This window comes from Candidatus Poriferisodalis sp., from assembly GCF_965204195.1.
GTDB lineage: Bacteria > Actinomycetota > Acidimicrobiia > Acidimicrobiales > Poriferisodalaceae > Poriferisodalis.
Map to the genome: position 1 here is coordinate 2,022,347 of NZ_OZ241975.1, position 14,058 is coordinate 2,036,404.

The window sequence follows — 14,058 nt, forward strand, 5'->3', positions numbered from 1 at the left end:
CGGTTGCTCATTTCGCACCCGACGTCGAAATTCCAGCGATCAATCAATGCGCACAACTGCGAGCTGATGCTCGCCGCGGACTGGCTCGAGGCAAGTGTTTTGAGCTTCGACCCACACACCGAAGGGCTAACTCGGCCCGAGGTTGTCGACTACCTCATTGAGCAGCACATCTACGAGGATCAAGATCACTGCGCTGAGTTCGTTGAGTCGATCTTCGCCGAGATCCGGGCCCGTATGAGGTGTGGCGATGGGAGGTACCCGGTTTCGATAGACAACTACGGGCGCCTGCAAGGGGGGGATGCGGTTGCGCTTTCCTTCTGCTTGTTGCTATCGATCCTGCCGTACTACTCGGGCTACACAGCGTGGGTTAACGGAAACTATGCCGAGCAAGGCGAGCTTTTTGAACTCTTGACTAAAGAAGCCATGGCCCACTCACTCCCCGGCTGGGAGGTCATACGCACCGGGTGGAGCGGTGGCCACGGCACCCCCCTCACCGACTTGCTCGATGACATCGCAGAGATCACCCGAGAGTCGGTGACGGCCGAGGCCACGCAGTTCGTCGGAGCCGAAGAGAAGGATCTCGGTCTCGACATCGCGGCCGCACGACCGTTCGGAGACGGGCGGCCGGCGCTCCCCGTGATCTTCGGCCAGTGCGCAAGCGGTGAGAACTGGCCCAATAAGCTTCAGACCCCGAACGCATCCAGATGGAAACGCCTGCTGACTTTCACGCACACCCCGCTTCGCGCCTTCAGCTTTCCATTTCGGCTCAATGAAAACGACTACCCAATACGCCGAAGCCAATACCAGGGCTTGGTGATGGATCGGCTCCGCCTCTTGCCTCCTGAGCCTGAGTCGGCCTGGCTCAGCGACGCCCTCCGCTCTCGCATAGAGGCCTGGACCAAGACGCGCGCCGGTTGGCTTCGTAAGCACCACTCCGCGGGAGCGCCGGCTTAGTCACTCGGACCCTGGCGCGGACGCGGGCCCATTCCCTCACCAGGATGATCTGGCCACTCAGAGATCAGATGGGCGTACTGCCTAGGCACCGACGCCCTCGGCCGGGCTGGGGGGACGCTGGCGAGCCTCGGGATGGCGAGCGCTGGCGCTTCCGTGAATGAATCGCCAAACAAGATCGCCCTCAGCGACCTGCCAAGAATCTCGGCAAGCAGTGGAGGAGTGGCGTTGCCGATCTGGCGGACCTGTTCCCGGCGCGAACCCTCAACCACCCAATCCGCAGGGAAGCTCTGTAGCCGAAGCATCTCCTTGACCGAGAGGGGTCGGCTGTCCCAGTGGAAGGGTCCAGTCGACGGTCCGGGCTGCGCTGGAAGTGTCCACGAAGGGCGTTGCTTCGAGAGCTTCAGAAGGAACGACCAGTAGCGCGTTCGATAGCCGAACATCGGTTCACCGCCTCCACGGGCCGTGTGGAAGAGGTAGTTCTGACCTTCAGGAATCGACGGCAACAGCGCAGCCCACTTCCCTGACGCGGTGGGCAGCGGCCCGTCCTCCTGGATGTCGGCCAGTGCATCCCACGCTCGGGTTGGCTCGGTCTTATGAGACGGCTCAGGCCACCTCATTGCCGCTCCATCGCGTAGCGCCACGACTATGGCGCGCTTGCGGTGCTGGGCGACTCCGAAGTGAGCAGCGTCGAGAGTGCGCCATTCCAGCGTGTACTCGCTGCCCATGCGGGCGTTGATCGCTTGGAAGCGTTCCTCAAGCAGATCTCGTACCGAGTGCGGACCGCTCATGAAGCCGGCGACGTTCTCGAGTAAGACGGCCCGAGGTTGGAACCGTCCGACGAGTTCCACCAGGGGGAGGATTGGTTTCGCCCGTTCGTCCTCGAACCCGTTCCAGCTCTTCCGGTTCCACATCGCGGCCTTCGAGTAGGGCTGGCAAGGAGGCCCTCCGACGAGGAGGTCGAGTTCGCCGGTCTGTAGCCCGAGATCCTGTGGGCTTGTCTCCGCGGCAACTTCCTCGATCGATCCGGGTTCAAAGATGCGCCAGGAACTTCGGTTCGCCTTTAGTGTTCGCTGGGCTACCGGGTCTGACTCAACGCATCCGACGGCTTCGAATCCAGCTTGCTCGAGCCCAAGGTCCATGCCCCCCATGCCGGAAAAGCTCGACAAAACGGTCAGCTTCACGAGTGCCACCAGCGGAGTCTGCCATGTGGACCGACCCGACTCGCCGTTCCCCCCGGGAAGCCGCCTTCGACTGAGAGGCCCGTCGCGGGAACGCCCGACCTCAGAGGCGGCGGCAAACGCACGTAACCAGCGGCCGAACGCCCGATTCGGCCACCCCGACAGCACGAACCAGCGCAACGGGTACCGCTGAGCCCTCAGCCATGGGAACCTTGCAATCAGGTCGCTCCGGCCCGCTTCTTGGAAGATGCGGCGCCGCCGGGGCCGACTCGCAGCGACCTGTAAGGTCAGTTGGCGGCTGGCGTCCGCGGGTTTTCTGAGATTTCATTTCGGCTGGCCAGCACATGTTCCGCCGCTCCTGGCCGGCGGGTGGCGGGAGGAACTGTCATGGGGGCGATCCATACTGCTCCGCTCTATGGAATCACTGAACCTCACCGGCCATTGCGCAGGCTCTGGGAGTCCCTGACTTTGGTGGAGGCGTGATGCTGGATTCATGCTGCCGGTTGGTGTCGGTGTCGAGCCGATCTACGCTGTACTCGCCGAGCACGACGTCGGGATGACCCCGTCCGCCTGTAGCGGGTCACTGTCGCGATTCCTTCACCCAGAAAGCCGTCGCTCGTTTGAGTAGGTCACGCTCCACGCGCAGCCGCGCCAGTTCGGCCCGCTCACCGGTAGTGAGACCCTCGTGCTCGCGACGGTCGATGCGCGCTTGACGCACCGGTTCTCCAGATTCGACTCGCCGATCCCTAAGCTCCGAGTCTCCGACGCAATACTGTGGCCCTCGTCTAGCACCAACGCAATAGCGTCAGCCTTGAACTCCTTCGGGATCGATCTTCGCGCGGCCATCGGCAACTCCGGCAAGCGAACGGGAGGTGCACTGATGCTCGCCATCTTCGACTGTGACGGAGTACTCGTGGACAGCGAGGTTCTGTTGGTCGAATTCGAAGAAGAAGCACTCAATCGTGCTGGGTTCCCCGTGTCGGTCGCATACATCGTCGACAACTACGTCGGGCTGAGCTACAAGGATGTCGCCCAGAAAGTCGAAGCCGAGTTCGGCGCGGCCCTGCCTCCCGGGTACTTCGATGAAGTCCAACAGACGGCGCTGGCGCACTTTCCCGATCGCCTCAAGCCGGTGCAGGGAATTCCTGAACTCCTCGATGAGTTCAGCGGCCCACGCTGCGTCGCTTCGAGCAGTGCCCTATCGCGCGTCCGATTCTCGCTCAGCGTGACGGGGCTCTCACACCACTTTGAACCGGAACACGTCTTCTCCGCCGAGATGGTCCCGAATGGAAAACCAGCACCGGATCTGTTTCTTCACGCCGCCAAGCAACTCGGCACGGATCCGAGTCAGTGCATCGTCGTCGAGGACAGCCCCCACGGCGTAGCAGCCGCCGTGGCGGCGGGAATGAAATGCATCGGCTTCGTTGCAGGCGGGCACTGCTCGGCTGCCCTGCCAGATCGTCTCGTAGCTGCTGGAGCCCATTCCATAGCAACAGACGCATCGCAAGTCCTCAGCGCACTTGCGAACAGCGAGTTCCAACACTGACGGATGCTATTGACAGTCGGCGTTTGTGCCGAGAGAAAGTTCTGATGAAGGGCCGAGAGCAGCAACGCAATACCCGACACCTAGATTGGGGTCCTCTGACAGGCGCGGAAACCCGGACCAGTGCTCAAGAATCCCTAACCCGCAAACAAGCCACCGAAGCATCGCTGGTTGCGTCTCGGATCGGATACCCCGCGGCCTTCCACGAGACGTACCCCCGGGAACGAAGCCGAAGGGAACCACCGTGACCGGCTCGCCAGGAGCAAGGCTCCCAGCAGTCAAGTCAAAGGACACTCCTCATTGCCAGCAGCGAAATGCATCCGTCTTCGAGGCACGATGCGTCGAACGGGCGCACAAGAAGAGTGTCTTGGCTCCGATGGCCGATGAATCTGGGTGGTGCACGAACGAGACGATGCTGTCAGTGGAGTCCGACATGGGTTGGTCATCGCTATGCATCCGATGTGTCCACTACTACCACCCTGCCTCTAGCGCTGTCGCCGATCTTGTCCGAAACGTAGGGAATCGAGAATGGCTCAAGAGATGCTTGGACATCTTGGATGCATCGCCAGGCACTCACGAATCAGACACGATGAACGAGCGCTACCGCGAAACCCGCGCAATTGTGGCGAGTCGCCTCGCGACGCTCTGATCAAAGGTATCGCCGGGCGAACCATGATCTTCGAGACGACAGTAAGCAGCAAGGGAACGTAGCCCGGTCGGGTCACCGAGGCGTTCGCTGCGCCGCTAGGCGATCCTTGTCGAGAGGATGCTCTATTCGTTTGCCCGCTGCGCCGGAACGACGTCGGCAGATCGCCAGCATCACGCACACAACCTCACCAAGCGGCAGTTAGCCAACTAGCGAATCGCCAGCCATGTATGCCAGTCGCGGATGCAGGCCCGTACCTCCTCCTTGGTGCGTGACGCGAACGGTCGTCGTCCACGGAGTGTTCTGACTTCGCGCAGATACGCCTCGACGCGTTCGGGGTTGCGTTCGGCGGGTTCGTGGCCGTTGGTGAGGCACCAGAGGACGTACCGGCCTACCCGCCGCTTGCGTTCGGTCGGGTTGTCGTACCTGTTAGCGAAGTCCTCGATCTGAGCGGCCCGTTGGCCTTCGAATTCCCAGCGGTGGCGGTCCCACCACGATTCTTGGCTCACGGCGACTCGCTACCTGCCGTTCATCGCATCGCAGATGATCTGCGGCATGATGAGCCGCCACATCGCCCCGGCCTCGTGATCGTTGCGGAAGTACCCACACCCACAGATCGGCATTTCGATCTTGTCCAGTTCGGTCTGCAGCGCGATTGCCATGTCGCGCATCTCATCTTCGATCTGTTCGATCTCGACATCCTGCGCCGTCTTGTACCGCTTCAGGAGGTCGTCACGTTTCTGCATGCGCTCTTCGAAGTCAGCTCGCCGGTGAGGGTTGGCGTAGGTCATCTGGTGCCGCTGCATGCGAGTCTGCTGCCCGTGCCAATGAGCGCCGAAACCCGTGGTGTAGTCCAACGCTCCGAGTGCTGTCTCGCCCAACGCCGCCGGTGGACAGATCAAGTAGGGCGAGCTGAAGAATCCGGACTCCCCTCGCACCTGCAACGTGAACGCGGTCTCCAAGGCGTTTTCCTCGACGGCAACTCTGATCTCCCCTACAGACCGATCAGGCTCAGGTACGCCGAACATCATCACATTTGGTGCCAGCGGCATCATGTACTGCATCGGAGCCCCAGGCATCGGGCCACCCCACGTCTGTGCGTCGAACACAGGCACAGCACCCAACGTGGTGGGTTTAGCCAGCACGGAAAAGTCGATGCCGCACTTGTGGTACGTCTCCTGCGCGTACTCCCATCTTGCTTCGATCGTGGCTTCGGCTTCGGCCGTGTCGAGCGTCGTTCGCCCTGCCCGATACTGCTGCAGAGGTACCCACAGCGAACGAGCGTGATGGAGTGCCGCAAAATCAATCAGTGCCGTGAAGTTCGTTCCTTCGCCGAGGAGTCGCTCGGCGGCCTGTTGAGCGGCCTCCGCGTCGTCGGTGTGGGCTTGGAGCTCCGCCACCAGCGCCTCGACTAAAGAGCTTGCTGGATTCTCAATCCTGTTCCAGCGCTCCTCCTGGTCCAACGACCACCCTGACTTCACCTTGTGCAAACCCTTGTAGGGCACCGTGGCACTGCCGCGGTGGTGCAAGCAGATCACGCCGACGTCGCCGACGTGGTCGGCCCACTGCTTGATCAGGCACCGACTGATGTAGTGCTGATCCTGACCGCTCATGCAGTTCTGCCTTCCCTGGGGCGCGGGAGGGTAACGGCGTCACGTAGTCGATGGCCGGATGCACCGTTACCAGTCGGAACGACGCACCTGAAGCCGCTGTTTCACGTGGCCGTTACGTCGCACATGACGCCCAGACACAGGCTTCGGAAACAGCCTCTGATCTGTGGATTCGCTGCGGTACATCCGGCAGCCTCATGGAGGCGCCTTCCAGATCCGGATCAAGCGCGTTCCAGATTCGGCGAGAACGCGTTCCACACTGCTGTGAGGCACCCTTCTGACCAGGGGTTTTGCCTATTCGCGCCAGCCCCGAATTCGGTCTCGAACCCTCTGTGGCAAGGGCTTGGCTCGAACGTGTTGCGCGGCAGCGGCTGCTAGCCCCTGGTTTGCGGCGGGCCCGGTGAGTCTGCGGCGGCTTCGCAGGCTGGTGAGGCCCGGCTGCTGTCGTCAAAGCACCAGGGTTGCCATCCCCGGATAACCCACATGTCGTACGCAACCTGCAGGTTGATCTCCGGTTGTAGCCATGGATCGCATGGAGAAGATGGTCGACGACCTGTACGTCGCCCTTCCTCCTTGGCATGGAAGCACCACTGCGCGGCCGGTGTAGCCGTGGTGATGCCGTCACAGCGCAGTTCTGGTGCGGTGATGTCGTCGGGCAGGTGCGCAACGTTGGGAAGTCGATCGATGCCTTTGCCGGCCCAGCACGTTGCGTTGAGCTGGAGGAGGCCCCAGTCGTTGGTGACGGAGACCAAACGTTCGGTGCAGCGCGATTCTCGCCACATCAAGGCGAGGACTACGTCGGGGTCCCAATCCCCCATCTCTTGAACCTGAGATCGGTAGCGGTCACATGCCAACGACACTCCTGGCGCGACCGTGCGGCGGAACTGCTGACTCGGTTCGACGAGTTCATATGCGGTCGCGATGGGCGACGCGGGCAGATTCGGATGCTCGACGACTGCGTTGTCTTCCACTCCCTCCCTGCGTGGCGACGCCAGCTCGGAACTGGCTTCGATGATGACCGGCGGTGCTGTCAGCGGGCTGCGTAGGGCCGTCGAGACTGAATCTGCTGATGACAGCGTCGAGCGTTGCGCGGATGGACTCGCCGGGGGCGACGTGGTGCCCGTCTCCGGTGAGTTGGCGGCAGCCAAGATCAATGCACCGGTGGCGACGGCCGATACACAGACCGTGGCCGTGGCGATGCGTTTGAGATGTCGTAAGAGAGGGGACATTGCCTTGGGGGGGTCGGCAAACGAGGCGGGAGCCTATGGCTTGGCACTCGCTGAGAGCTGTCAGCGTCCCGGCAGGCCTGGAGCGGGACGGGTAGCGTGAAGAGACGGTTGCACGGGCGCTGGGCTCGGTTGCAACCGGCGCGGTCAGATCACGCCGAGCAGTACGGGGGCATGCCATGAGCGCTGAGTTCGACATTCACATCAAGGGCGGGATGGTCGTCGACGGCACACGAGTGCCTCGCTACAAGGGCGACGTCTGGATCCGCGACGGCAAGGTCGCCCAGCTCGGCGGCCGCCCGCAGGGCACGGCCGAACGCGAGATCGACGCCGTCGGCAAGATCGTGGCGCCCGGTTTCGTCGACCTGCACACCCACTACGACGCCCAGATTCGCTGGGATCCGTGGTGCACCATCTCGGGCTACCACGGGGTGACCTCGGTGGTACTCGGCAATTGCGGGTTCGGCTTCGCCCCCGTCAAGCCCGAGTTTCGCGACCGTTCCATGCTCACCATGACCCGTACTGAGGCGATCCCCTATGAGTCGATGCGGCTGGGCATGGACTGGGACTGGGAGACCATCCCCGAGTATCTCGACTCGCTGGAACGTGCTCCCAAGGGCGTCAACGTCATCCAGTACATGCCGACGGCGTCGCTCATGACCTACGTCATGGGCCTCGACAAGGCCAAGGCGGGCGAGCCGGCTTCCGAAGCCGAGCGCAAGGAGATGGCCCGCCTCCTGCACGAGGGCATGGATGCGGGGCTCTGCGGCTTTTCCATCCAGCGTCTCGGCCCAGACAGCGTGCAGGCCGACTTCGACGGCTCCCCCATGGTCACCGACATCATGTGCGACGAGGACATCCTGAACCTGGCGCGTGTGCTGGCCGAGCGGGACGAGGGCTTCATCCAGATCACCCAAGGCACCGGCGACATCCGGGCCGACATCAAGTTCCTCGAGGTGCTTGCGGGCGCCGCCCAGCGGCCGATCCTGCACAACGTGGTAGCACCCGCCCGCAAGGACCCCGAGGTGCATCGCCGGCCGCTGCGCTGGATCGACAAGTGCTGGAACCAAGACCTGCCGATCTACGCACAGTGCGGCACCGGGCGCGCAGGTTTCGCCTTCACGCTCGAGCACTGGAACCTCTACGACGCCTCCCCCGCCTGGCGTGCCGTCACCACGGGCTCCAAGGAGGAGAAGATCGAAAAGATGTCCGATCCGGAGCTGCGCAAGGCGCTGGTGGACGAGGCTGAGGAAGCCGACCGCCGGCTGCAGGTGATCCAGGCAGGCGTGGGCGGCAACCCCAAGGGCCTGGTCGTCCAGGGCGTCAACCGCCAGGCTGACATGCAGCAGTACGTGGGCCGCTCCGTCGGTGATCTCGCCGAAGAACAGGGCAAGCACCCCGTCGAGGTCATGCTGGACCTGTCCCTGCAGGGCGATCTCAACGTGGAGTTCCTGGGGCCCGACAAGGGCTCGAACGCTGAGTTCATGGGCGAGATGATGCAGTCGCCGTACGCCATCCCCGGCGTCTCCGACGGCGGCGCGCACACCAAGTTCTTCAGCGGCGGCTCCTACACCACCGACTTCCTGACGTGGCTGGTGCGCGACGAAGGCACCGTGACACTGGAGGAAGCGCACTACCGGCTCTCGGCGCTGGCGGCCCATGCTGCCGGCTTCAAGGACCGCGGCACGCTGCGTGAAGGCGCCGCCGCCGACGTGGTGGTCTACGACATGGAGGAGCTCGAAATCGATCCGCCGTGGATCGGCAACGTCGAGCACGACCTTCCGGGCGGCGAGTGGCGCCGGGTCCAGCGGGCCAAGGGCTACGACCAGATCATCGTCAACGGCGAGGTCACCTTCGAGTCCGGCGAATGCACCGGCGCAACCCCCGGCCGGCTGCTGCGCCACGGCCGCGGCTGACAGAGGCTGAGCCGAAGAGCGAAGCCGTGGCCCGAGCGGCCCGTGAGCCCAATCACATGAGCATGGGGAACAAGAGCGGGAAGCAATGGCGACGCGACGGGCATCTGCAGAAAGGACTGCGACACATGACTATCACTCCTGAGACCTACGACGGCCCCACCGAGGTCGACTTCCACTTCGACGTGATGTGCCCCTGGGCATACCAGACGTCCATCTGGATGCGCGATGTCCGCGACCAGTTGGGGCTGACGGTGAACTGGAAGTTCTTCAGCCTCGAAGAGGTGAACCTGCGCGAGGGAAAGAAGCATCCCTGGGAGCGCGATTGGAGCTACGGCTGGTCGATGATGCGCATCGGGGCGATCCTGCGGCGCGAATCGATGGACCTGCTCGACCAGTGGTACGCCGTGTCGGGCGAGGCCCTCCATGTCGACGGCAACCGTCCCCACAATCCCGACGTGGCCCGTCATCTGCTCGAACAGATCGGGGCCGATCCCGGCATTGTCGAGCTCTCCATCGACGACCAGAGCACCCACGACGAGATCAAGGCCGAGCACCAGCGGGTCATCGACTCGGGCGGCTTCGGCGTGCCCACGCTGTACTTCGGCGACACGGCGATCTTCGGACCGGTGCTGCTCGACCCACCCACCGGGGACGCAGCGCTGCGCATGTGGGACCTAGTGCTCGGCTGGCTGGAGTTCCCGCACCTGTACGAGATCCAGCACATGCCGCGCGACGAGAAGAAGATCTTCGACACCTTCAGGCCGTACCTCGAGGCACGCGACTGGGTGAGCATCAACCGCGGCAAGGAAGTCGGCTTCGAGCCTGCAGCAGCGGACTGATCCGATCGAGGCGGCGAGCGTGCATCGCGCGCCTCCCCAGCCCGGTCAGGGCGTCGTCGATTCCTCGTCGTCTGACGCGAGCAGGTCCCCTGCTGCGGCCAGCGCCCCGGCCATCGCTACGGCGCGCTGGTAGACGGCTTCGAAGTAGTGCTCCGCGGCTGCCTCGCGTCCGGCGAGCGGTGGTTTGCCGAGCGAGCGCACGGTCGACGTCGGATCCGTCGTGACCGAGATACGGCGCGTCTCGGTGAGAATGTCGGGCGGCTGATCGGGTCCAGCGTCTCCAGCGTCAGCGTTGGCCGATCCGTCTGCTGTTCCATTGGCCGCGGCATCAGGTTGTTCTGGCGGCGTCGTCGCGCCCGCAGCTCCATGCCAGAACGCTGCACTCGCCTCAGCGGCCTGCCGTTGCTGGACCTCAGCCCCGTCAATACGGCGGGTACGCGACGTTTTGCGTCGACGACGATTGCTCATGACGCACCTGCGCCTGCAGGCACCAGGTCTGCCACCGGGGGCGTGCTGGTGTCGATCCCGTTGGAATCGTCGGCGAGGAGTGCATCAGGATCGATGCCCAAGGCGTGCCGGAGTTGCTCAGCGTCGAGATCACCGATGGAGCTGGACTTCGGCAGCACCATGTCGGCGATGCGCCGCTTGCCGGCCACGACCTCCTCCACCCGTTCGTCCACCGTGCCCGGACAGACCAGGCGGTGGCAGATGACCGTGCGCGTCTGACCGATGCGCCATGCCCGGTCGCGAGCCTGGTCCTCGACAGCGGGATTCCACCAGCGGTCGTAGAGCACCACATGACTCGCCGCGGTCAGGTTCAAGCCGGTGCCGCCTGCCTTGAGCGAGAGCACCATCGCCCCGGGCCCGCCCCCGGACTGGAAGCGTCCCACCATCTGGTCGCGCGCCGAGCGACCCAGCCCGCCGTGGTAGCACTCGACATCGAGGTCGTGCCGCTTCGAGAGATAGCCCGCCAGACGCTCGCCCCAGGTGGCGAAATGCGTGAATACCAGCGCGCGCTCCCCCGCCGCGAACACCGACTCCAGGATCTCGTCGAGCCGGTCGAGCTTGCCGCTGCGCCCTTCGATCTCGTCGAAGATGTCGTCGGGCCGGTAGTTGAGCGGGTGATTGCAGATCTGCTTGAGGGCCGTGATGGCCGCCAGCACCGCGCCCTTGCGTCTCTCGCCGGCTTGCTCGCTCTCGGCGGTGTCGACGATGAGCTGATCGAGCACGGCTTGGTACAGACCGATCTGCTCTGAGGTCATGGCGCAGTGCGCAATCTCGTCGATGCGGTCGGGCAGCTCGGCCGCGATCTGCGGTTCAGCCTTCGTGCGACGAAACACCAGCACGCCGTTCAGCGCATGAAGCGCCGACTCGGCGGCACCGCGGGCATCACCGGGTTGCTGGAGCTGCGCGATGAATTGCGGGCGGCCTCCCACGAGGCCGGGGTTGCAGAAGTCCATGATCGCCCACAGGTCGCCCAGCCCGTTCTCGATGGGGGTGCCGGTGAGCGCGACGCGGACGCGAGCGGAGAGGCGTCGCAGCTGCTTGGCCGTCTCGCTGTTGTGGTTCTTGATGACCTGCGCCTCGTCCACGACGATGCGGTCCCACGCCACCTCTTCGAGCGCATCGATGTCGCGCACGGCGGTGCCGTAAGTGGTGAACACCACATCGATCTGCCCGTTCTCGACTGAGCCGGCGCCATCGCGCAGCGCCTCGACCAGCTCTGCGGGCTCACGCCGGGCGGGGCCGTGATGAATGATCGTCGATAGCCCCGGTGTGAAGCGCGCCGCTTCGGCTGCCCAGTTGCTGACGACAGCAGGCGGCGCGATCACCAGCGCTGGAGCGCTGCGACGGTCGACGGCGATGCGCGCCAGCACCGTCGGCGTCTTGCCCAGGCCCATGTCCAAGGCGAGACAGCCGCCGAGGCCGGCTCCGTCCAGGAATTCCAGCCACGCCAGTGCCTCAGCTTGGTAGTTGCGCAGTTCGCCGACAAAGCCGCCGGGCGTGCGGTCGGCGGCCGACGAGATCTCCGACGCAGAGCGCAGCAGGTCGGCCGCCCAGCCACTGCCGGAGATGGTGATGCCGCCGCGCACCGACGGGCCCTCGAGGCCCAGTACCTGGCGCAGCATCTGGGATCCGGTGAGGGCAGTGACCTCTGCGCGCTCGGCGAGCGCGGCGGCCGCCTCGGCGAGGTCGGCGTGATCCAGCGCGATCCACTGGCCCCGGTCGCGTACGAGCGGCCGTGCTTGGGAGGCCAGTTCATGAATCTGATCTGCGGTCAGCTCCACGTCTCCGAATACCGCTGTCCAGCTCACGGCGGTGAGCTGCTGCGCTCCCAGGGCGCTGTCGGCGTCCTCGGTGGCGGTGAGTCGGAGCGAGGGGGCCGGGCGATCGCGGGAGAGGTTCGGGACCTCGACCTTGAAGCCCGCGGACTGCAGTGCCGGCCCCGTCACCGACATGAGCTCCCATGCCTCGTCCTGACTGAGGATCACTTCGCCGCGCCGTTTGCCCCCGGGACGCATCAGCACCGGCAGCAGCCGTTCGAGGCGGGTGAGCTGATCGCGCACCTCGGTGCGATGCGAGCTGACGCCGCTCACCATCGCGACCTCGACGGGCTCGGTCACTCCTTCTGGGCTGGTGGCGAGCACCTCCATGTGCCATGCCCCGGCGTCGTCAGGCTCGTCCAACCGGACGACCAGCGATTGCCGGGCGGCACCAGTCACCGGCCTGGCCCACAGCTCGACGCGCCGGGCCAGATCGGAGCCCTGAGTCGCCGAGCCGACAAAGCGGGTGCCGTCGAGATACGCCAGGAAAGCCTCGGCCATCTCTGCCCGGCTCCGAGGCTCGGGCGATGCCGCAGGAACATCGAGCCGCTTCGCAGCACTCGTCACAATCGCGTCGACCATGCCGGACAGGGCCGACTGCACCGTGGTGCGCGCCTCTGACTTGGGTTCGGGTGCGGCCACCGCACCTGGCAGGCAGTCGATGAGCGTCGCCAGTCGATCTGCTGGCGGCGAGGCCGGCTGCCACTGCACCGAGAATTCCGCGGTGTCGGGCCGCTTGCGGTTGCGGCGCTTGCGGACTCGGTGGAGCCGGGGCACTGTTCGCCCTCCCGCCACCAGTTCCACCGCCGTCCTGGCCGCGGTTCGCAGCCAGAGCGTGCTGGCACCGAGCAGAAGGTCGCCATTCGGGCTGCTCTCGGCAGCATCGATCTGCTCGTTGCCGTGCAGGGATTCGTCGTCACTGGCTGGATCGCTGCCGGCCAGCTCACCGGGAGAGCTCCCCGATGTGGGCGACGAGTCGGCCGAGCTGCTGGCCGCCGGACCGTGGAGGCCGACCAGCCAACCCAGGACGTCGCCGACATCCGCCACCAGTGCCTCGGCGCTCATCCCGCCCGGCAGCTTGATGTTCGGATGGGGGCGCCAGACGCTGTCTGGGGCTCCGGTGGCCACCAGGCGGTCCATGATCCGATCCGTGGGGTCGGGCTCGGTGCCGGCGCCTGCGGCCCACGCAACGATCCGGCCCGGTTGCCACGACAGCTGCAGTGCGGCCGGTTCGGGCAGCGGACCTGCTGCGGCATCGCCGGTGCCTGGATCCGAGGCTGCGTCATCGGGCGACTCGGTGGCATCGAGGCCCGTCAGGCGCTCATAGGCGGCGGCAAGCTCGGAGAAATCGGTTTCGAAGTCTCGCACGACTTGCCGACGGATCGGCCGGGGCAGCCGTCGGGCCCCTGACAGCGAGGATTCCGTCTGGTCGAGCAGATCCAGAAGAACTCGTTCCCAGCGCAGCCGGTCGGTCTCCAGCGCGGCGACGTCGTCCTTTCCGGCGGTGCCTTGCGCCTCGGCCCAGACAAGACGCGCTATCTGGGACCAGCGCATCGTTGCGAGCGCAGAGACCGCCGCGCCATTGCGCCCTGTGCCGTTGGACCCGGTGGCGGAATCCGAGATGTCGCCGTTGCGAGCGATGTCATCGGCAGGCGCGAGCTGCTGAAGCGCCGGCGCGCCCCGGGTCGGAGTATGGGTCGGTGAGTCTTCGTCGCTCATCGCGTCATGCAGGGGCACGGGCAGGTGCGCTGCAGCGCCTGTCCGGACTGCGCTTGGGGCATGGCCCGAACCGTTGATGCAGGACCTGTTGCGGACACAGTCA

The 14,058-nt window shown here is 65.0% G+C and carries 10 protein-coding genes; 4 read left to right on the forward strand and 6 right to left on the reverse strand.

Annotation, left to right across the window (positions count from 1 at the left end):
- Positions 1 to 3 precede the first annotated feature (3 nt).
- Positions 4 to 954, forward strand: a complete 951-nt coding sequence (locus ACOGI8_RS08940; RefSeq protein ID WP_419853453.1) for a hypothetical protein — start codon at positions 4 to 6, stop codon at positions 952 to 954.
- Here the strand turns inward: ACOGI8_RS08940 and ACOGI8_RS08945 are convergent.
- Positions 951 to 2,144, reverse strand: coding sequence for a DNA cytosine methyltransferase (locus ACOGI8_RS08945; RefSeq protein ID WP_419853454.1), 1,194 nt, complete (start codon positions 2,142 to 2,144; stop codon positions 951 to 953). The two genes, ACOGI8_RS08940 and ACOGI8_RS08945, sit on opposite strands and share 4 nt — an antisense overlap.
- Positions 2,145 to 2,943: 799 nt before the next feature.
- Here ACOGI8_RS08945 and ACOGI8_RS08950 point away from each other — a divergent pair.
- The gene (locus tag ACOGI8_RS08950; protein ID WP_419853455.1) at positions 2,944 to 3,678 is read left to right on the forward strand and encodes an HAD family hydrolase; all 735 of its coding nucleotides are present in this window, start codon (positions 2,944 to 2,946) and stop codon (positions 3,676 to 3,678) included.
- Between the two features lie 852 nt (positions 3,679 to 4,530).
- On the opposite strand, the gene ACOGI8_RS08955 is transcribed toward ACOGI8_RS08950, so the two are convergent.
- The 3 genes from ACOGI8_RS08955 to ACOGI8_RS08965 form a co-directional block, all read right to left on the reverse strand.
- Positions 4,531 to 4,830, reverse strand: coding sequence for a hypothetical protein (locus ACOGI8_RS08955; RefSeq protein WP_419853456.1), 300 nt, complete (start codon positions 4,828 to 4,830; stop codon positions 4,531 to 4,533).
- A gap of 9 nt (positions 4,831 to 4,839) precedes the next feature.
- Entirely contained in the window at positions 4,840 to 5,934 is a 1,095-nt protein-coding gene (locus ACOGI8_RS08960; protein ID WP_419853457.1) for a hypothetical protein, read from the reverse strand.
- A gap of 371 nt (positions 5,935 to 6,305) precedes the next feature.
- A complete protein-coding gene (locus ACOGI8_RS08965; RefSeq protein ID WP_419853458.1) occupies positions 6,306 to 7,079 on the reverse strand; it encodes a hypothetical protein in 774 nt (257 codons plus the stop codon).
- A 257-nt stretch (positions 7,080 to 7,336) separates the two neighbouring features.
- Between ACOGI8_RS08965 and ACOGI8_RS08970 the strand changes: the two genes are divergently transcribed.
- Positions 7,337 to 9,073 carry an N-acyl-D-amino-acid deacylase family protein gene (locus ACOGI8_RS08970; protein WP_419853459.1) on the forward strand — a complete coding sequence of 579 codons (1,737 nt, stop codon included), beginning with the start codon at positions 7,337 to 7,339 and terminating at the stop codon, positions 9,071 to 9,073.
- 125 nt (positions 9,074 to 9,198) lie between these two features.
- Positions 9,199 to 9,912, forward strand: coding sequence for a DsbA family protein (locus ACOGI8_RS08975; RefSeq protein WP_419853460.1), 714 nt, complete (start codon positions 9,199 to 9,201; stop codon positions 9,910 to 9,912).
- Between the two features lie 45 nt (positions 9,913 to 9,957).
- Here ACOGI8_RS08975 and ACOGI8_RS08980 read toward each other — a convergent pair whose 3' ends face one another.
- Positions 9,958 to 10,380: a hypothetical protein gene (locus ACOGI8_RS08980; protein ID WP_419853461.1), complete on the reverse strand. Its 423-nt coding sequence runs from the start codon at positions 10,378 to 10,380 to the stop codon at positions 9,958 to 9,960.
- A complete protein-coding gene (locus tag ACOGI8_RS08985) occupies positions 10,377 to 13,955 on the reverse strand; it encodes a DEAD/DEAH box helicase (protein WP_419853462.1) in 3,579 nt (1,192 codons plus the stop codon). The genes ACOGI8_RS08980 and ACOGI8_RS08985 overlap by 4 nt, the downstream gene beginning before the upstream one ends.
- Positions 13,956 to 14,058: the final 103 nt, after the last annotated feature.